General features: G+C 60.4%; 17 protein-coding genes. 9 read left to right on the top strand and 8 right to left on the bottom strand.

All coding sequences use genetic code 11. The features are described 5' to 3' along the window. Window positions 1-27: 27 nt before the first annotated feature. Entirely contained in the window at window positions 28-339 is a 312-nt protein-coding gene (locus K3727_19410) for a Dabb family protein (GenBank protein UWQ90887.1), read from the top strand. Then, a complete protein-coding gene (locus K3727_19405; GenBank protein ID UWQ90886.1) occupies window positions 339-1,610 on the top strand; it encodes a glycerate kinase in 1,272 nt (423 codons plus the stop codon). The genes K3727_19410 and K3727_19405 overlap by 1 nt, the downstream gene beginning before the upstream one ends. Before the next feature lie 62 nt (window positions 1,611-1,672). On the opposite strand, the gene K3727_19400 is transcribed toward K3727_19405, so the two are convergent. The 7 genes from K3727_19400 to K3727_19370 form a co-directional block, all read right to left on the bottom strand. Then, entirely contained in the window at window positions 1,673-4,228 is a 2,556-nt protein-coding gene (locus K3727_19400) for a phosphoenolpyruvate carboxylase (GenBank protein ID UWQ90885.1), read from the bottom strand. Between the two features lie 82 nt (window positions 4,229-4,310). Then, the gene (locus K3727_19395) at window positions 4,311-5,240 is read right to left on the bottom strand and encodes an FAD-binding protein (GenBank protein ID UWQ90884.1); all 930 of its coding nucleotides are present in this window, start codon (window positions 5,238-5,240) and stop codon (window positions 4,311-4,313) included. Then, window positions 5,240-5,998, bottom strand: a complete 759-nt coding sequence (locus K3727_19390) for an electron transfer flavoprotein subunit beta/FixA family protein (protein ID UWQ90883.1) — start codon at window positions 5,996-5,998, stop codon at window positions 5,240-5,242. The genes K3727_19395 and K3727_19390 overlap by 1 nt, the downstream gene beginning before the upstream one ends. Before the next feature lie 31 nt (window positions 5,999-6,029). Beyond that, window positions 6,030-6,926 carry a sugar phosphate isomerase/epimerase gene (locus K3727_19385; protein ID UWQ90882.1) on the bottom strand — a complete coding sequence of 299 codons (897 nt, stop codon included), beginning with the start codon at window positions 6,924-6,926 and terminating at the stop codon, window positions 6,030-6,032. A 3-nt stretch (window positions 6,927-6,929) separates the two neighbouring features. Next, window positions 6,930-8,078, bottom strand: a complete 1,149-nt coding sequence (locus tag K3727_19380) for a dihydrodipicolinate synthase family protein (GenBank protein ID UWQ90881.1) — start codon at window positions 8,076-8,078, stop codon at window positions 6,930-6,932. Window positions 8,079-8,088: 10 nt separating this feature from the next. Continuing rightward, on the bottom strand, window positions 8,089-8,889 hold the full coding sequence (locus tag K3727_19375) for a 3-ketoacyl-ACP reductase (protein UWQ90880.1): 801 nt from the start codon (window positions 8,887-8,889) through the stop codon (window positions 8,089-8,091). After that, window positions 8,886-10,031, bottom strand: coding sequence for an acyl-CoA dehydrogenase family protein (locus K3727_19370; GenBank protein UWQ90879.1), 1,146 nt, complete (start codon window positions 10,029-10,031; stop codon window positions 8,886-8,888). The genes K3727_19375 and K3727_19370 overlap by 4 nt, the downstream gene beginning before the upstream one ends. Window positions 10,032-10,285: 254 nt before the next feature. Between K3727_19370 and K3727_19365 the strand changes: the two genes are divergently transcribed. Beyond that, window positions 10,286-11,302 carry an aldo/keto reductase gene (locus tag K3727_19365; GenBank protein UWQ90878.1) on the top strand — a complete coding sequence of 339 codons (1,017 nt, stop codon included), beginning with the start codon at window positions 10,286-10,288 and terminating at the stop codon, window positions 11,300-11,302. Window positions 11,303-11,818: 516 nt separating this feature from the next. Here the strand turns inward: K3727_19365 and K3727_19360 are convergent. Further along, window positions 11,819-12,487 (bottom strand): GntR family transcriptional regulator, encoded by a 669-nt coding sequence (locus tag K3727_19360; protein ID UWQ90877.1) that lies wholly within the window; start codon window positions 12,485-12,487, stop codon window positions 11,819-11,821. Between the two features lie 132 nt (window positions 12,488-12,619). On the opposite strand from K3727_19360, the gene K3727_19355 reads away from it, so the two are divergent. Genes K3727_19355 through K3727_19330 form a run of 6 tightly spaced genes read left to right on the top strand, consistent with a single transcriptional unit; the run spans window position 12,620 to window position 17,701 of the window. After that, window positions 12,620-13,090, top strand: a complete 471-nt coding sequence (locus tag K3727_19355) for a TRAP transporter small permease (GenBank protein ID UWQ90876.1) — start codon at window positions 12,620-12,622, stop codon at window positions 13,088-13,090. Between the two features lie 4 nt (window positions 13,091-13,094). Then, window positions 13,095-14,381: a TRAP transporter large permease gene (locus tag K3727_19350; protein UWQ90875.1), complete on the top strand. Its 1,287-nt coding sequence runs from the start codon at window positions 13,095-13,097 to the stop codon at window positions 14,379-14,381. Between the two features lie 28 nt (window positions 14,382-14,409). Then, window positions 14,410-15,411, top strand: a complete 1,002-nt coding sequence (locus tag K3727_19345) for a DctP family TRAP transporter solute-binding subunit (GenBank protein ID UWQ93463.1) — start codon at window positions 14,410-14,412, stop codon at window positions 15,409-15,411. Window positions 15,412-15,432: 21 nt separating this feature from the next. Then, complete coding sequence (locus tag K3727_19340) at window positions 15,433-16,401, top strand: C-terminal binding protein (GenBank protein ID UWQ90874.1); 969 nt, start codon at window positions 15,433-15,435, stop codon at window positions 16,399-16,401. Continuing rightward, window positions 16,395-17,033: a bifunctional 4-hydroxy-2-oxoglutarate aldolase/2-dehydro-3-deoxy-phosphogluconate aldolase gene (locus K3727_19335; GenBank protein UWQ90873.1), complete on the top strand. Its 639-nt coding sequence runs from the start codon at window positions 16,395-16,397 to the stop codon at window positions 17,031-17,033. Before K3727_19340 ends, K3727_19335 begins: the two co-directional genes overlap by 7 nt. Before the next feature lie 17 nt (window positions 17,034-17,050). Then, window positions 17,051-17,701, top strand: coding sequence for an RraA family protein (locus K3727_19330; GenBank protein ID UWQ90872.1), 651 nt, complete (start codon window positions 17,051-17,053; stop codon window positions 17,699-17,701). Window positions 17,702-17,722: the final 21 nt, after the last annotated feature.

Genomic DNA, 17,722 nt, shown 5'->3' with positions numbered 1-17,722 from the left:
CAACTTTCACAAAACCAGGAGGATCACATGATCCGTCACCTCGTCCACCTGCGCTTTCGCGTGGATGTCACCGAAGATCAGAAGACCGCGCTGTATATCGAATTGGCGGGCTTGTCCGACCATATCGACGGGATTGAAGACTTCCAGCATCACAAGAATGTCTCGGTCGAAACGCCGCTGGTGCGCGATTTCCTCGACATGTTCTGGTTCGATTTCCGCGATGTATCCGTGCGCGACACTTATCTGGCTGACGCCCAGCACCAGGCGATTGGCGGGCGGATCGTAGAGCTGCTCGACGGGGGCGCAGATGGCGTCTTTGTGTGCGATATCGAGCTGTGATGCAGGACGCTGCGTTCCTGACCAGGCTCTTTGACGCGGCAGTCGGTGCCGCCGATCCGCACAGCGCATTACGCCCGCATCTGCCTGTTCGCCCCAAAGGACGCACAGTGGTGATCGGCGCTGGCAAGGGCGCGGCGCAATTGGCGCGCGCGTTCGAAGACCTGTGGGAAGAGGCGGGGCAGGGCCCGCTGTCTGGCGTGGTCGTCACGCGGTACGGTTATGGCGATAGCTGCAGACACATCGATGTGCTGGAAGCGTCCCACCCGGTTCCGGATGCCGCCGGGCTGGCGGCCAGTGCAGCGCTGTTTCATGCGGTTGAGGGGCTGTGTGCCGATGACCTGGTTGTGGCACTGATCTGCGGCGGCGGGTCATCGCTTTTGCCCTGTCCGCCAGAGGGGCTGACCCTTGCCGATGAAATGGCGCTCAACCAAGCGCTCTTGGCCTCGGGGGCACCGATTTCAGCAATGAATGCCATCCGCAAACATGTCAGTGGTATCAAGGGCGGACGACTGGCTGCTGCGGCCCATCCCGCGAAGGTCGTATCGCTGGTCGTGTCGGATGTGCCAGGTGACGATCCTGCTCAGGTGGCCTCTGGTCCGACCGTTCCGGATACGGTGGGCCGTTCTGCGGCGCTGGCCTTGATCAAAGGGCTTGGCATCGTCCTGCCGGTCAGAATCATGACGCATCTTGAAATGGCTTTGGCAGACGCACCGCATCCGGACGACGCGACTTTCGCGCAAAACACCGTCACGGTGATTGCCTCGGCTGGCATATCGCTGGAAGCGGCGGCGCAGGCATCGGAAACGCAAGGAATCCCCGCAGTGATCCTGTCGGACGCAATCGAAGGCGAGGCGCGCGATGTGGCCAAGGTGCACGCCGCCATTGCCCGCGAGGTCGTGTCGAGGGGGCGCCCCTTTGCAAAACCCGTCGTCATTCTGTCAGGGGGCGAGACCACCGTGACGCTGCGCGGCAAAGGGGGCAAAGGCGGTCGCAATTCCGAATTTCTTTTGTCCTTGGCGCAAGCTCTTGATGGTGTCGAGGGCGTCAGTGCCCTTGCGGCGGACACGGATGGCATTGACGGGTCCGAAGACAATGCGGGCGCCTTTGTCGACGGCGCGACCTGTGCCCGGCTGCGGGCTGTGGGTCGCGACCCAGCGGCGGATCTGGCAGGCAACGACGCCTTCAGCGCGTTCGAGGCGATCGGGGATCTGTTCTCCCCGGGTCCGACCGGCACCAATGTGAATGATTTCCGTGCGATCCTGATACGCTGATCTTTGGCGTCCATGTCGCGCAACCGTCCCGCAGGCCGGACAGCAACGTTCAATATACCGGATCACCCGGTATATTGCAGACCAGCGGCGATCCCATTCACGCTCAGCTTCAGGGCGCTTTGCAGCTCCGCATTGCCGGGGTCTCGCCGAAGCTCCTGCAACAGGGCGATTTGCGTGTTGTTCAGGTGATCCACCAGCGTCCGGCGTGAGGCAAAGCCGGGATTGCTGGACAGCAGACCCTGTTGCCGGATCTCTGTCACCGCGTCTTGGGACATAGCCCATTCGCGTTCGACCTTGGCCATCACGTCGCTGCGGATCGTCGCGTTTTCGACCAGCGCGCCGTACCGGCGGGCCAGGGTCATATCCGCCTTGCTCATCGCCAACGCCATTCCGTCCAGCATGCTGCGAAACATCCCCGATTTCTGATACAGCGCAGGCAGGCTGGTGCGATCCGCCGGGTCAAGCGCGGCCACTGCGCCTCCGAACCCGTACCAGGCAGGCAGCATGAACCTGCTTTGCCCCCAGCTGAAGACCCATGGAATGGCCCGCAATTGTCCCAAATTGTCGATGCTACCGCGCGACACCGGTCGCGACCCCATGTTGAGTGACGCGATGTGATCCAGGATCGTCGCCTGACGCAGAAAGGTGATGAATCCGGGCGTGCCGGCCACAAGGTCACGATAGCCATGATAGGCCTGCTGCGAGAGCCGCTCGATCAGCACAGTTTGTGCGGCCTCTTCGGCGATGTCGCCCGTATCATCGGTAAGGGTCATGCCGAACCGCGCCACACCCGACACCAGATCACTGATATGCAATACTGCTTGATGCGGGTTGGCGAACCGTTTCGACAAAACCTCGCCCTGTTCGGTTACGCGAAACTTCAGCGATGACGGGGCCTTGGGCTGCGCGGCGATCGCTTCGGTCACGGTACCGCTGCCTCGTCCAATTGAACCGCCTCGCCCATGAAAGAACCGGGCGCGCAAACCGTGGCTGGCAATCACATCGACAAGCGCAGCCTCGGCTTTAGCCACTTCCCAACGTGCGGTGACGATGCCGCCATCCTTGTTGCTGTCAGAATAGCCCAGCATCACCTGCTGGCAGCCTCCCTGCGTGGCGATGATCCGATGATAGGCAGGGATGGACAACAGGTCGTTCACGATCGCAGGTGCGCGGCGCAGGTCGTCGATTGTTTCAAACAACGGCATGGGCAGAACCGCCTGTTCCAGGTCAGGGTCCATTAGACCAAAGCTTTTCAGCAGCACCGTCAATTCCAGGATGTCCGACAGGCTTTCGGTGTTTGAAATGATGCTGTTGGTGATGAAACGGGTACCCAGCTCTTGCCGTAGTTGGGCTGCGGTCTGAAAGAGGGCGATCTCGCGCGCGGTCTCTTGCGACAGGTGCATGTCAGCGCGCCAGATCGGTTCACCTGCAATTAACGCGTCTGTCAACAGGGCGATCCGCTCCACTTCGCTCAGCGCAGCATAATCCACCGCCGAATGATCGGGAGCCGCCTGTGCAAACAGCTCGGCGATCAGCGCTTCGTGTTTGCTTGAGTTTTGGCGCAGATCTATCGAAGCGAGATGAAACCCGAACAAATCCACCGTATCAATGAGCCGCGCCAATTCGGTTCCCGCCAGCGCGGACAGGCCAAGATCCGACAACGCGGTCGACAGGGTTTGCAGGTCATCGCGGAACTGTTCTGGAGTATAGTCTTCTGCAGCGGCCGACGGCAGATCCTGCAATCTATTCTGCGCATGATCCAACCGCTGCGCGATGCCAGTCAGCGCCAAGCGAAAGCTTTCATGCTGATAGTGCTGCGGCGGAGTGTGGCAGCCCTGCGCCAAGGCCAGAACCGAAGCGGGCGGGTTCACCAGACGGTCATCCACCGACAGGCGCGCTTCCAGCGCCCTGATCTGACCACGGTAATGGGTCAGAATTGCGCTGCCATGTTCACGTGCAGCGAACCTTAGCGTTTCTGCGTCGACAAAGGGGTTGCCGTCACGATCCCCTCCGATCCAGCTGGCAAAGCGAACCATGCCGCGCGCTTTTGGAGTGTCCAGCGCTTGTGCCACCTCGCTCATAGCGGGCAAAATGGCATCGCGCAGAACAGAGACGCCATTGCGGATCTCATCAAAGATCGACAGCTTGGCCCCACGGGATTGCGCTGTGTGCCAAAGGGTCAACATTGCCCGGTCCAAAGCGACTTGCCGTGTCTCCTCCTGAGGGTCGGACAATGCATCGAGAAGCGTGCGTTCAATGCGCTGAACGCTTTGTCGTTTGATGTCGGTTGGATGGGCGGTCAGCACCAGTTCCAGCGACACCTGGCTGATCATTCGGTCAAAGAAAGCCGGATCCCTGGCGCGCAAACCGGCCAGATCGCCCACCAGTTCCTGCACGGCGAGGTTTGCGGCCTGTGGAGGGGCCACCTGGGCCAGGTTGGCGCATTGCAGCAACATCGTCTGCGCCCGCAGAATATCGGAGCGGTCATGAATGGGCTTGGAGAGCGACCCGAATTGCCGGATCTCATCCACGTCCGTTGCGACGCTGTCACCCGCATGGGCTGTCATTGTCCGTTTGAGGGCATCGGACATCAGTCGAAAAGAATATTCGGGCGTCATGAGAGCTCCTATCTGGATGCGCGAACCAGAGCGTCGGCCCACCTATTTGGCGGGCCTTTTCGATTTGGGACGCGGTTCGGGATCAGCCGAGTTTTTCGGTGAGTTCCGGGACAGCGGTGAAGAGGTCTGCGACCAGGCCGAAGTCTGCGACCTGGAAGATCGGTGCTTCTTCGTCCTTGTTGATCGCGACGATCACTTTGGAGTCCTTCATGCCGGCCAGGTGCTGGATCGCGCCCGAGATGCCAACGGCAACATACAGGTCAGGAGCCACAACTTTACCGGTCTGACCAACCTGCCAGTCGTTCGGGGCATAGCCCGAGTCGACCGCAGCGCGGGATGCGCCAACGGCGGCACCCAGCTTGTCAGCCAGTTTCTCGATCAGGGCAAAGTCCTCTTCGGACCCGACGCCACGGCCACCGGACACAACGATCCCGGCCGAGGTCAGCTCGGGACGATCAGAGGCGGCGACCTTGTCTTCGACCCACGAGGACAGACCGGGATCGGCAACGGCCGACACGGTTTCAACCGACGCAGAGCCACCGGTCCCAGCCGCGTCGAATGTCGCGGTGCGGAAGGAGACGACTTTTTTGGCGTCCGAGGATTTCACGGTCTGGATCGCGTTGCCGGCATAGATCGGGCGCTCGAATGTGTTGCCATCGACAACACCGGAGACGTCCGAAATCACCATCACGTCCAACAGAGCCGCCACGCGGGGCAGCACGTTTTTCGCGTCAGTGGTGGCAGGCGCAACGATGTGTTCGTAATCGCCCGCCAGGCTGACGATCAGCGCCGCGGTGGATTCTGCCAGGCGGTGGCCCAGTGTCGCATCTTCGGCAACCAGGACCCGTGCCACACCGTCGATCTTGGCTGCGGCTTCACCGGCAGCAGCAGCAGTGCCGCCCGCAGCCAGCACAGTCACATCGCCCAAACCTTTGGCGGCGGTCACGGCCTTGGCGGTGGCGTCCATCGCCAGTTCGCCGTCGGTCACTTCAGCAAGGAGAAGAACAGCCATTACACAGCCCCCGCTTCTTTGAGTTTCTCGACCAGTTCATCAACCGACCCAACAACGATGCCGGCAGCGCGGGCTTCGGGTTCGGATGTGGTGACGATTTCCAGACGCGGAGAGACATCGACGCCATAGTCGGCGGCTGTTTTCTCGTCCAGCGGCTTTTTCTTGGCCTTCATGATGTTGGGCAGCGACGCATAACGCGGCTCGTTCAGGCGCAGGTCAACGGTGATGATCGAAGGCATCGACACGTTGATGGTCTGCAGGCCGCCATCGACTTCGCGGGTCACGACGGCCTTGTCGCCATCGATGTCCAGGCCCGAGGCAAAGGTGCCCTGGGACCAACCCAGCAGCGCCGACAGCATCTGACCGGTGGCGTTCATGTCGTTGTCGATCGCCTGTTTGCCGCACAGAACAACACCGGGCTGCTCTTCTTCGACAACTTTTGCCAGGATCTTGGCAACAGCCAGAGGTTCGATGTCGGTGTGCACATCATCCGCTGCAATCACCAGGATCGCGCGGTCTGCACCCATGGCCAGAGCCGTGCGCAGAGTTTCCTGAGCTTGCTTCACGCCGATCGAAACCGCAATGACCTCATCGGCCTTGCCTGCTTCTTTCAGACGAATGGCTTCTTCCACCGCGATTTCGTCGAATGGGTTCATCGACATCTTCACGTTGGCGAGATCGACACCGCTGCCGTCCGTCTTCACGCGGACCTTAACGTTATAGTCAATCACGCGCTTGACAGGCACGAGTACCTTCATTTCTGCGTTCCTCAATGTTGAACAGGGGTGATTAGCAACAGCTGTGGAAGCGGGTCACGATCGTGTCGAGCACCTCCTCCGGGGGGCGTCGCCACCAATTGTCGGCGGAAAAGATTTCGACCTCGCACAAGCCGTCGTAACCGGTGGCTTCGACCGCGCCGCGCAGGGCGCGCAGATCGGCCACGCCATCGCCCATCATGCCGCGATCCAGCAGCGCATCCGTGGTGTCGGCCAACCAGTCGCAGAGGTGATAGCCGAAAACGCGCCCCTTGCCCCGACGGGCCAGCGTGTCGGCCAGGGTCGCATCCCACCAGACGTGAAAGACGTCAATGGCGACGCCCACATTTTCCGCCCCGATCGCATCACAGACATTGAGCGCATCGGCGGCGGTCATCAGGCAGGTGCGGTTGCCACCCATCGCAGGGTTCAGTGGTTCCAGCGCCAGTTTCACATCGCGCACCGCAGCGTAGTCCGCCGCCCGCGCCACCCGGTCGGTCAGGATCTTCTGGCTTTCCAACACGCCCTTGGTGCCCGGTTCCGGCCCGCCGGTGACAATGGTCAGAACCTCTGTTTCCAGCGCTGCGGCCTCATCAATCGAGCGGTGAAAATCCGCCATGATCTCGGCATCCGACGGCAGGGCCAGAGGGCCGGTCAGGAATGGCGTGCGGCACAGCCCGACAACCTGCATCCCAGCCGCCCGCGTTCGCGCGCCGATCTCGACCGCGCGGCCTTCCAGCTCGCGCCGCCAAAACGTGATGCCGCCATAGCCGCGCTCGGCGCAGGCGTCGATCACCTGTTCGGGCGACCAGCCCGCGCCATATCCGTCCAGATTGTGACCCAGCGTGGCGGTGTTCAGCGCCAGGGCGGAATGATCCTGTGAAAAGTCGCGCTGGGGCAGGGGCGCAGAGGAGGGGAGGGGATCGACCATCGGTCAGACCCCGTAAAGCTTCATAAGGTGCCCCATGCGCTCGACCCCCAGATCCGGGTCACGCAGCAATCCGCATTGTTCTGCCATTTTGAAACAATCGACGAAATACGGCAGGGAACGCGTGCTTTGGGCACCGTTCAGCATGACGAAGTGATCCTGAAAGCCGTTGAGCCAGGCCAAGAACACTACCCCAGTCTTGTAGTACTGCGTCGGGGTGCGAAAGATATGGCGCGCCAGCGGCACGGTCGGGTCCAGGGTCGCGCGAAACGCGGCGGCGTCCCCTTCGCTGAGTTTGCTGACCGCAAAAGCGGCGGCCGGGGCCAGCGGGTCGAAAATTCCGAGCAACGCGTGGGAATACCCCAGCGCGTCGCCCTCGATCAGCTCGGGGTAGTTGAAATCGTCGCCGGTGTACATCTTTACGCCTTCCGGCAGGCGGCGGCGCAGAAGGACCTCTTTTTCCGCATCCAGAAGCGAGATCTTGATGCCGTCCACCTTGGCCGCGTTGGTTTCGATGATCTGCACCACGGTGTCGAGCGCGCCGTCGAAATCATCGCTGCCCCAATACCCTGCAAGCTGCGGGTCGAACATGTCGCCCAGCCAGTGCAGGATCACGGGTTCGTCGCAGGAGGTCAGCACGTCATTGTAGATGGCGACGTAATCCGCCGGCCCCCGCGCCACCCGCGCCAGCGCGCGCGAGGCCATGAGGATCAGACGTCCGCCAAGCTTCTGGATCGCTTCGACCTGTTCCAGATAGGCGCGGCGCACATCGTCCAGCGTTTGCGCATCACCCGGGTCCAGATGATCGGTGCCGCAACCATTGGCGACAAGCGCGTCGGGCAGCTCCTCCCGGGTGCGCCGGATCAGTTCGAGCGCGCCGGGCCAGTCAAGCCCCATGCCGCGCTGCGCGGTATCCATCGCCTCGGCGATGCCCATGCCCATGTCGGCCAGATAGTGGCGAAATTCCATGGTCTTGGCCCAATCGACATTGGCCGGGCCGGTCGGGTCATGATCGCCAAAAGGGTCGCTGACCACATGGGCGGCCGAATACAGCACGCGGGCCGAATTCGGGGTCAGCTGCGAAGGCTGCACGGGCGACCCCGTTAGAACATAGTCGTGCATAGCGCCAGAGGTGTCGGGCAGTTGGATCTTCATCAGAAAAACCTCAGAAACGGGGCACAAGCATCCCGGCATCCGCCGAGATCGCCTGTCCGGTTGTGTAGGGGAGTTTGCCGCTGGCGAGCGACGCAATGATGCCACCCATATCCTCGGGCTGGCCGACGCGGGGAAACAGGGTCAGCCCGTCCCGGGCGCGCTGGTCATACATCTCGATCACCGGGGCGGTCATGTCGGTGGCGATTAGGCCGGGCTGCACGTCATAGACGGCGATGTTTTCCTGGCCCAGCCGCACCGCAAAGGTTTTCGATACCATGGCGGCGGCGGCTTTTGACGCGCAATATTCGGCGCGCGGCACGGCTACGGCCACGGCGTTGGACGAGGTGACATTGACAATGGAATGAAACAGCGCCGGATCCCGGTCGCGCGCGACCAGCCGTTTGGCAAAGGCTTGGCTGAGAAAGAACATCGCTTTGGTGTTCACCGCCATACAGCGATCAAAGCTTTGCTCGGACACCTCAAGCAGGTCGCCGCGCTGCATCACGCCAACACCGGCATTGTTGACCAGGGTGGTCAGCGGGCCAAACGTATCTTCGATGGCAGCCAGCTGCGCGTCATGGGCGGCGATGTCGGACACGTCAAAGGCGGCCGCCATGACCGGGACCCCTTCGGCGCGGATCAGATCGGCGGCGTTGCGCAGCGTGTCACTCTCTTCCCTATCGTTCAAGGCGATGGCGAAACCTTCGCGGGCCAGCGCGACAGCGGCGGCCAGTCCAATGCCGCGCGCCGATCCAGTGACCAGGGCGACCTGGCGCGCAGCTGAACGGGGAGAGTTGTTTGCCGCGTTCATGCCTGTGCCCCTTTTGCCAACAATTCGCGGGCAATGATCATGCGTTGAATCTGGTTGGTGCCTTCATAGATCTGAGTGATCTTGGCGTCGCGATAGAGCCGCTCCACTTCGAAACCCCGGATATAGCCCGACCCGCCAAACACCTGCACCGCGTCCGCCGAGCGCGCCACAGCCATGTCGCCGGCAAAACATTTCGCCATCGAGCACGCCTTGGTCGCGTCCTTCCCCCGGTCGATTTTGACGGCTGCCGAATGCACCAGCAGACGCGCCGCCTCAACATCCTTGGCGATGTCGGCCAACAGCCATTGCACACCCTGGAATTCAGAGATGGGCTTGCTGAACTGCTTGCGTTCCTGCGCGTATTCGGTGGCGGCCTCAAGCCCGGCCTGACCGATGCCAACAGCCAGCGACGCGATGCCCACGCGACCTTTGTCCAACACGCTCATCATCATGTGGAACCCACGGCCTTCCTGGCCCAGCAAGGAGTCGGCGGGCAGGCGAACGTCGTCAAAAGTGAGTGACCCAACCTGGCTTGCTCGCTGCCCCATCTTTATTTCTTTTGGGCCGCGCGTGACCCCGTCTGTGTGCAAATCGACAATAAAAATCGACATCCCACGATGACCCGCCTCGGGGTCAGTGCGCGCCAGCACGAAACCCACATCCGCTACCGGCGCATTGTGAATCCAGATCTTGCCGCCGTTCAGCACCCATCCATCCCCGTCGCGCACCGCCGTGGTGCGTATGCCGGACACGTCAGTGCCGGCTTCGGGTTCCGTGATACAGTAGGCCGGGCGCAGTTTCGCGGTGAGCAACCCACCGAGCCATCTGTCGCGCTGCGCACCGGTGCCATGGCGCACCAGAAGCGTTGAAACCAGCTCCAGAAGCCCGCATTGATCAGCGATCGAGGCATAACCGCGCGACAGTTCCTCCATCACCAGCGCATAGGTCAGCGTGTCGAAACCGGGGCCGCCCATCTCTTCGGGAACGCCAATGCCGAACAGACCCAATTCACCCATCTGGTCATAGATTTCCGTCGGGAAGCGCGAATCGCGATCCAGCTCTTCTGCCAGGGGGCGGATCTCTTCCTGTGCAAATTGCCGGGTCATATCACGGACTTGTTCATGTGTTTCCGTCAGGAACATAGCGCGCCTCTCACTGGAGTTACAGTAACTGGTTAGTTACTTATAGGATTGAAGAAATCACTCCGTCAAGAGTGTTGTCTTCGCGCCTGGTGACCGGATGCCGCGCGGTCGCTTGGAACAGGGCTTGATCCATGGGGCAGGTTGCGATAAATAACCAAACAGTTACTTGCGCTGAGCTGCGCACCATTTCCACCATGACGATTGGATCGGGCCAGCCCAGCAGAAGACGTCATGACATGGCAGGGAGACTGGGTATGAACCCGAACACCAAGAATAAATTCGGTCGCGTTGATCTGGAGGTTTCGGCTTTTGGTTTCGGCACGGCCCCCGTCGGCAACATTTTCCGCGAGATCGACGAAGCGACCTCGACCGCGATGTATGATCACGCTTGGGATGCGGGCGTGCGTTATTTCGACACCGCGCCAATGTATGGGCACGGCCTGTCAGAACTGCGCACCGGGCAAAATCTGCGTTGGAAGAACCGCGACGATTTCGTGCTTTCATCCAAGGTCGGGCGCGTTCTGAAACCGGCCAAGCGCAGTGAAATCAATTTTGAACCCTGGACCAATGCGGCACCTTTCAACATGGAATTCGACTATTCCTATGACGGGATCATGCGTTCATTCGAAGACAGCCTGCAGCGCATGGCGTTGGAGCGGATTGACATTTGTTTCATTCACGACATCGACGTTTTTACGCGCGGCGACGAGCAGCCCGAGGTGTTCAAACAGGCCATGGATGAGGCGTGGAAAGCGCTGGAAAGCCTGCGCGATCAGGGTCTGGTCAAGGCCATTGGCGTCGGCGTGAATGAATGGGAGGTTTGCCACGCCGCACTGGAGCAACGCGATTTCGACTGTTTCCTTCTGGCGGGTCGCTACACTCTTCTGGAACAGGATTCATTGAACAAATTCCTGCCTCTTTGTGAAGAGCGCGGTGCCGCAGTGGTCGTCGGCGGTGGTTTCAATTCGGGCATACTGGCCACCGGGGCCAAGGAAGGCGCGAAATACAACTACGCACCGGCTCCGGCCGAAATCATGCAGAAAGTGGCCAAGATCGAAGAGGTCTGCACCGAATATGGCGTGCCCCTGGCGGCGGCGGCGCTGCAGTTTGTAGTGGCGCACCCTGCTGTTTCGTCCTTCATGGCGGGGACACGGACGGTGGGACAGCTCGAACAGAACCTCACATGGTTCAGCCACGAGATCCCGGCACAGTTCTGGGCCGACCTCAAGGCCAAGGGCCTGTTGCGCGAAGATGCGCCCACCCCGGCATAAGTCCGGATTTGAAAGGGACTTCTCATGAGGGCCCTGACAGGGGAGGGCGGCGTTGCCCCCCCTGGTCTTTACGGCTTGGGCGATGGGGTGTGTCGCACACTTTCTCAGTGGGGAATGGATGTTCCAGCGCAGGATGCACTCATCCTGCGAGCGCGGAAAACTGCTTGAAGCGTGATTTCCAACCTCACCGAATTGTCCATTGAGGATCATATGAGCAACTTCAATCCCGTTGGGCGTAGCAGCCGCTGAATGAAACGCCTTGAACCCGCGCTTTGCAGTGATCTCTTCCAGATGGCGATAGGATACGGCGTAGGGCGGACAGAAAAACACGACTACAGGATCATGGGTTTGAGATAATGGCTGCCTTTGAACTCATATCGTCACGTTGTGTTACCAACCTGCCAAATTAGAGGCCGACAAATATCATAGCTCGACCCACACGCCCATCTATCGAAGGTCTGCGACATAACCCGTTTATTAACGGCCTGAACGATCTAGCCATTGCACCTTCTGAGGTCAGTCGGCACTTTTGTCCTCTGTCACATCGTTCCAATATGATCCTTCCTTGCGGTCAATATGCGCTGTCAGGATCTCAAGCGCCTTCTGCGTGTCGCGCGCTTTGACGCATTCGACAAGTTCGAGATGTTCGCGATACGACTTGGCCATGTGATCCGGATGGTGTCCCAGCCTGTTGCGCAGAGCCGCCATTTTCAAGGCGATAGTCTGGTAGGCGTCATTCAGGAACCGATTATCCGAACAATCGAAGAAGCACTGATGAAAGAGCGTGTCCAGTGCAAGATATTCGACGTCATCGCCAACCTCTCTGGCCGCGGTCATTCGATCTAGGCAGGCCCCCAAAGCCTTGGCCAAGTCTTCGGGGCGTTCCCGTATCGCATGGGTCAGAGCAGTGGTTTCAAGGCAAACGCGTGCATCACAAAGCTTGGCCAGTTCGTAGGGTTCCAGATTGAAGACGAATGAGCCCCTTTGCGGCTCAATATCGAGCAAACCTTCCATTTCCAGGCGGTTGATTGCCTCTCTTACCGGTGTCCGGCTGACTTCAATATCTTTGGCGATTCGGGCCTCGGACAGTTGTTCTCCCAAGTCGAATTCTCCACCGACAATGCGGTCTCTTAGATTTTCTGTTACCAATTCTGTCAATGATTTTGGTCGGTTAAATGGGGTCATGCCGCTCTCCTCCTGAAAACACTAGCACCTCTCAAGCTGGCATACAATATGGGAGTGTTGACACGTGGCATACTGTATGCCAGTTATATTTCCCACAACAAAGACGCATCGGGAGGGGTGACTTTGGAGAGGTTGGAAACTTGGATAGTTCACCTGAACCGGGCGCTTGTCGCAGTGTCACTGGCAACGGTTTTTGTGATCGTTTTTGCCAACGTCGTCGGACGATACGGGTTCGGCGCATCCTTTGCCTGGGTCGAAGAAACGGCGCGGCACTTGATGATTTTTGGGTCGTTTTGTGGTGCGGGTCTGGCACTGCGTGAAGGTCGTTTGGTTGCGATCATGGCGTTGCCCGATGCGTTGCCCAAAACGCTGGCGCGGATGCTGCGTTGGGGCATCGTGCTGGTGATGTTCGGGTTCATGGCGACGATGTTGTGGCTGGGCGTGAAGTTCGTCGAATTCGGCTGGAACAAGGAAACCATGTCGACCGGCATTTCACGCGGCATCCCCTATATGGCGATCCCGGCAGGATGTGCGCTGTTCCTGATCCAACTGGCGTTTTTCGCCAAGCGGTTCGTGGCGCAGGATTTCGAGGCGGGGATGTAAGCGGATGGCCAAGACTCTGATCATCCTGTTTTTCGCGACCCTGTTTCTGGGTGTGCCGGTGGCCTTCACCATGGGCATTGCCGGGCTGTCGGCGATCTTTATCAATGGTGGGCTGAACCCGCTGGTGGCGACTCAGCGGATGTTTGCCGGGATCGACAGTTTCCCGCTGATGGCGGTGCCGTTCTTTATCCTCGCGTCTGAACTGATGACCGCCTGTGGGCTGACCCGCGCGCTGTTGCGGTTCGCGAATGCGTTGGTCGGGCATGTGCGAGGCGGGCTGGGCCATGTGAACATTCTGGTGTCGATGCTGTTTGCGGGCATCAGCGGGTCGGCGTTGGCCGATGCAGCGGGACCGTCGGCGATCGTCATGCGGATGATGCGCGAGGCGGGGTATGAAAAGAACTACGCCGGCGCCCTGTCGGCGGCGACCGCGACCATCGGGCCGATTATTCCGCCATCCATTCTGGCCGTGATCTTTGCGATTTCGACCAAGGGCGTGACCGTTGCCGGGCTGTTCCTGGCGGGGATCGTGCCGGGCGTTCTGCTGGGGCTGGCGCTGGCGGTGGCGAACCATATCGTATCGACGCGCCATGGCTATCGTGGCCGTGACACGCGCGCCACGATGACAGAGCTGCGCGGGGCGAGCCTGGCGGCCCTGCCGGCGCTGATCATGCCTATGATTATTCTGGGCGGAATCCTGGGCGGCGTGTTCACCCCGACCGAGGCAGGGGCGGTGGCGTCGGCCTATGCGCTGCTGTTGGGCGTGGCGATGCGGGCCTTTACCCTGCCGGTGCTATACAGCGCGTTTGTGCGGGCGGCTGTTGTGACCTCATCCGTGTTTCTGATCGTGTCTATGGCGTCGATATTCGCCTGGCTGCTGACCTATCTGCAGATCCCGCAGGAAATCGCCAAGCTGATCACGCAGATCACGGATAGCCGTCTGGGTATCCTGTTCATCCTTGCCGGGTTCGCGCTGATTTGTGGCTTCTTTATCGATACGCTTCCGGCGCTGATCATCCTGACACCAATCCTGGGGCCGATTGCCTACTCGGCGGGGATTGATCCGCTGCAATTCGGCATGATGCTGGTTTTGAACCTGACCATCGGAATGATCACACCTCCGGTGGGGCCGGTCCTGTTCGTGATTGCCACCGTCGGGCAACTGCGGCTCGAGGCGCTGTACAAAGCTGTCTTGCCGCTGTTGCTGGCCGAACTCGTGGTGCTCCTTCTGGTCATTCTCGTTCCGGAAATCAGCACCTTCATCCCCAACCTATTTGGATTTGCAAACTGACATGAAAGGGAGGAACCTCATGAATACCATGTCGAAACTGATGATGGCGAGCGCCACCATCGCAATGACCGCCGCAGGCGCTGCCTCGGCCAAGGAACTGAAATACGCCCATTTCCAAGCGGCTGACCTGAGCTCACCCAAGCACGCGGCGGCGCTGGCGTTCGAGGCCTGTGTAGAGGGCAAGACGTCCGGCTCGATTGACGTTCAAATCTTCCCGGCCTCGCAGCTGGGCGGTGGCTCGGAGATCATGGAAGGCCTGCAACTGGGCACCGTCCAGATGGCCGCAATCCATGATGGTCCTATCTCGGCTGTACACAAACCCTTTTCGGTATTGGCGATGCCCTACCTGTTTGATGATCAGGCGATGGCCTGGTCAGTGATGGACGGTGAATTTGGCGATGCGCTGGCCGAAGACATGCTGGCCAAAACCGGCATCCGCAGCTTTGGCGTGGCCGACAACGGCGTGCGCAATTTCACCAACAACGTCAAACCCGTGGCCGAACCTGCCGATATGGAAGGCCTGAAGATGCGCGTCATGACCGCTCCGGTCTGGATCACTCTGGTCGAAAGCCTTGGCGCGTCGGCCACCCCCGTTCCGTGGCCGGAACTGCCGGGCGCGCTGCAGCAGGGTGTTGTGGATGGTCAGGAAAACGGTGTGACCAACATCGTGAACGCCTCGCTCTATCAGCATCAGAAATACGTCTCTCTCGACGGTCACGTCTTCAGCTGGCACGCCTATCTGATGTCGGACATGTTCTACCAGTCTCTGACGGCCGGTGAACAGGCCGCCGTGAGCCAGTGCGTCGAGATTTCCAAGACCATCCACCGCGGCATGACCGCCGCTCAGGACGCCAACGCAACCGCCATCCTGTCCGAACTGGGCATGGAAGTTGTTCCGGTCAGTCCCGAGCAAAAGGCCATGTTCCGCAAGGCGGCCCAGCCTGCCGTGCGCGAATACATCGTGGGTGAGATCGGCGAAGACTGGCCCAACCGTCTCGACGCTGCAGTCGAAGCTTACAAAGCACAATAAGCAATGCCTCGGGATCGCCAAATGACACATCACACCATCGCCGTATTGGAACCGGGCTATGCTGCCTATGACACCGAACGTTCGGTGCTGACCTCCCACGAGGTGAGCGTGGAGCCGGTCGGTGCGGATATGGCGGCGGTCCCGACACTGCAGGCGTTGAACCCGGTTGCTCTGCTGGTGCGGGAACGCATAGTTGATGCAGCCGTGATCGACGCCTGCCCCGATTTGAAAGTCGTCGTCCGCTATGGAGTGGGTGTCGACAATATAGACCTCGACTATGCGCGTTCACGTCGCATCCATGTTGCCAACGTTCCGGATTACGGGGCCGAACATGAGGTGAGTGAGCATGCGGTCGCACTATATCTGGCCGTTCAGCGCAGAATTGTGTCTCGGGATGCCGACGTGCGCGAGGGCAAATGGGGCATCGCACAAGCCGAGATGATCCCAAACCGCGAGAATGCGGTTCTGGGCCTGGTTGGCTGTGGCAAGATCGGGCTGCAGACCGCATGCAAATTCCGCGCCCTTGGGTTCGCGCGGGTTTTGGTTTTTGACCCCTATCTTTCGCTCGAGGCCGCACAGGCCGCCAATGTCGAGCCCGTCGAACTGGACGAGCTGTTCCAAACCGCAGATGTGGTCAGCTTGCACGCGCCGCTGACTGCCGAAACCCACCATATTCTGAATGCAGAACGCTTGGCGCTGATGAAACCAACATCCATCGTGGTGAATGTTTCGCGTGGCGGGCTTGTGGATGAAGACGCGCTGGCTGCGGCATTGCGTGACAGGCGGATTTTTGGTGCGGGAATTGATGTTTTCGAACAGGAACCCGTCGCCCGGGATAATCCGCTTCTGAGCGCGCCCAACACGATCGTATCCGACCATGCTGCTTGGTATTCGGAGCGGTCGGTTGCGGTGTTGCAAAGCATTGCCGCGCGTGAAATCAAACGCGTCCTTGATGGGTTGGCCCCGAAGAACTGGGTGAATCCATGGTAAGCTGCATCGACACACTGCGCGATGCGCGTATCGTGCCGGTGATCCGGCATGGGGATGCGCACATTGCACGCCAGGCCTGCGACCTGCTGGCCGAGGCCGGGATCCGCGCGCTTGAGATTACCACCACGGTGCCCGGGGCTGCCGATCTGATCGCTGATCTGCGCAGGGCTTACCCTGACATCGCCACCGGGGCAGGGACCGTGTTTGACGTGGATCAGGCCCGCACGGTGTTGGATGCGGGCGCAGAATTCGTCGTCTCTCCCTGTTGGAGCGCGCCTGCGGCAGAGATCGTCCTGGCTGCAAAAATCCCCTATCTGCCTGGCGCTGTGACACCGGGCGAGGTGCTGCACCACGCGAACGCCGGAGCGCAGGTGGTCAAGATCTTTCCAGCCGACGCCGCCGGTGGCCCGGGCTTTCTGAAAGCGTTGAAATCGGTCTTTCCCGAGGTGGCGCTGATGCCGACGGGCGGGGTCTCTGCCCAAACGGCGCAGGCCTATCTGGATGCGGGCGCGGTCTGTGTGGGCATGGGCGGCAACCTGCTGCCCGCCCGCGCGCTCGAGGCAGGTGACGCCGCACTGGCGCGCGCCCAGATCGAGGCGGCGCTGACAGCTGTTTCCTTTCACAACTCCTGATCAATGAGGACAAGACAATGAACATCCAAGAACTCGTCGCGGGATTCCGCGAAACCGCCACGGCTTCGGTCGCTGATGCGGTGGACAAGATCGCTGGCAAGACCGGGTTTTTACCCGCGTCGGTGAAGCCGCGGATCAATGAAAACAAGATCGTCGGCCCGGCCGTGACCATTCTGGAAGGTCCGACCGATGAATTCCTGCCGCCCCAGCATGCCCTGGATGCGATTGATGAATCCGAGGCAGGCTCGGTCATTGTGATTTCCACCAATGGCACAACGGACGTGGCGCTGTGGGGCGGGTTGATGACTGCTGGCGCTGTGGCCAACAAACATGAAGGCGCGGTTCTGGATGGTGGTGTGCGCGACCTGGTGGAAATCAAGCGCGACTATGATTTTCCGGTCTATTCGCGCTGCGTGTCTCCGGGCACCACGCTGGGCCGGATCAAGACCATCGCCTCGAACGTCGAGGTCGATATGGGCGGTGTGATCGTGCATCCGGGCGACATCATCGTGGCGGATGTGGATGGCGTCGTGGCGGTGCCGCGTGATCATGCCGAAGCGGTTCTGGAAATGGCGCGCGAGATTGATGCGCGCGAAGCAGAACAGGCCCGCCTGATCATCGAAAGCGGTTCGCTGCGCGAAGGTCTGGCGAAATACGGCCGGATCTGAGCCCAAAGCCGGTGTCCCGCA

The organism is Rhodobacteraceae bacterium M382 (genome assembly GCA_025141015.1).
GTDB lineage: Bacteria > Pseudomonadota > Alphaproteobacteria > Rhodobacterales > Rhodobacteraceae > Aliisedimentitalea > Aliisedimentitalea scapharcae.
Note: the sequence above shows the minus strand (reverse complement) of the source record. Positions and strands in the feature narration are given on the sequence as shown.

Coding starts and splice junctions, on each gene's coding strand:
- K3727_19410 (UWQ90887.1), top strand. CDS start 28: ATGATCCGTCACCTCGTCCACCTGCGCTTTCGCGTGGATGTCACCGAA.
- K3727_19405 (UWQ90886.1), top strand. CDS start 339: ATGCAGGACGCTGCGTTCCTGACCAGGCTCTTTGACGCGGCAGTCGGT.
- K3727_19400 (UWQ90885.1), bottom strand. CDS start 4,228: ATGACGCCCGAATATTCTTTTCGACTGATGTCCGATGCCCTCAAACGG.
- K3727_19395 (UWQ90884.1), bottom strand. CDS start 5,240: ATGGCTGTTCTTCTCCTTGCTGAAGTGACCGACGGCGAACTGGCGATG.
- K3727_19390 (UWQ90883.1), bottom strand. CDS start 5,998: ATGAAGGTACTCGTGCCTGTCAAGCGCGTGATTGACTATAACGTTAAG.
- K3727_19385 (UWQ90882.1), bottom strand. CDS start 6,926: ATGGTCGATCCCCTCCCCTCCTCTGCGCCCCTGCCCCAGCGCGACTTT.
- K3727_19380 (UWQ90881.1), bottom strand. CDS start 8,078: ATGAAGATCCAACTGCCCGACACCTCTGGCGCTATGCACGACTATGTT.
- K3727_19375 (UWQ90880.1), bottom strand. CDS start 8,889: ATGAACGCGGCAAACAACTCTCCCCGTTCAGCTGCGCGCCAGGTCGCC.
- K3727_19370 (UWQ90879.1), bottom strand. CDS start 10,031: ATGTTCCTGACGGAAACACATGAACAAGTCCGTGATATGACCCGGCAA.
- K3727_19365 (UWQ90878.1), top strand. CDS start 10,286: ATGAACCCGAACACCAAGAATAAATTCGGTCGCGTTGATCTGGAGGTT.
- K3727_19360 (UWQ90877.1), bottom strand. CDS start 12,487: ATGACCCCATTTAACCGACCAAAATCATTGACAGAATTGGTAACAGAA.
- K3727_19350 (UWQ90875.1), top strand. CDS start 13,095: ATGGCCAAGACTCTGATCATCCTGTTTTTCGCGACCCTGTTTCTGGGT.
- K3727_19345 (UWQ93463.1), top strand. CDS start 14,410: ATGTCGAAACTGATGATGGCGAGCGCCACCATCGCAATGACCGCCGCA.
- K3727_19340 (UWQ90874.1), top strand. CDS start 15,433: ATGACACATCACACCATCGCCGTATTGGAACCGGGCTATGCTGCCTAT.
- K3727_19335 (UWQ90873.1), top strand. CDS start 16,395: ATGGTAAGCTGCATCGACACACTGCGCGATGCGCGTATCGTGCCGGTG.
- K3727_19330 (UWQ90872.1), top strand. CDS start 17,051: ATGAACATCCAAGAACTCGTCGCGGGATTCCGCGAAACCGCCACGGCT.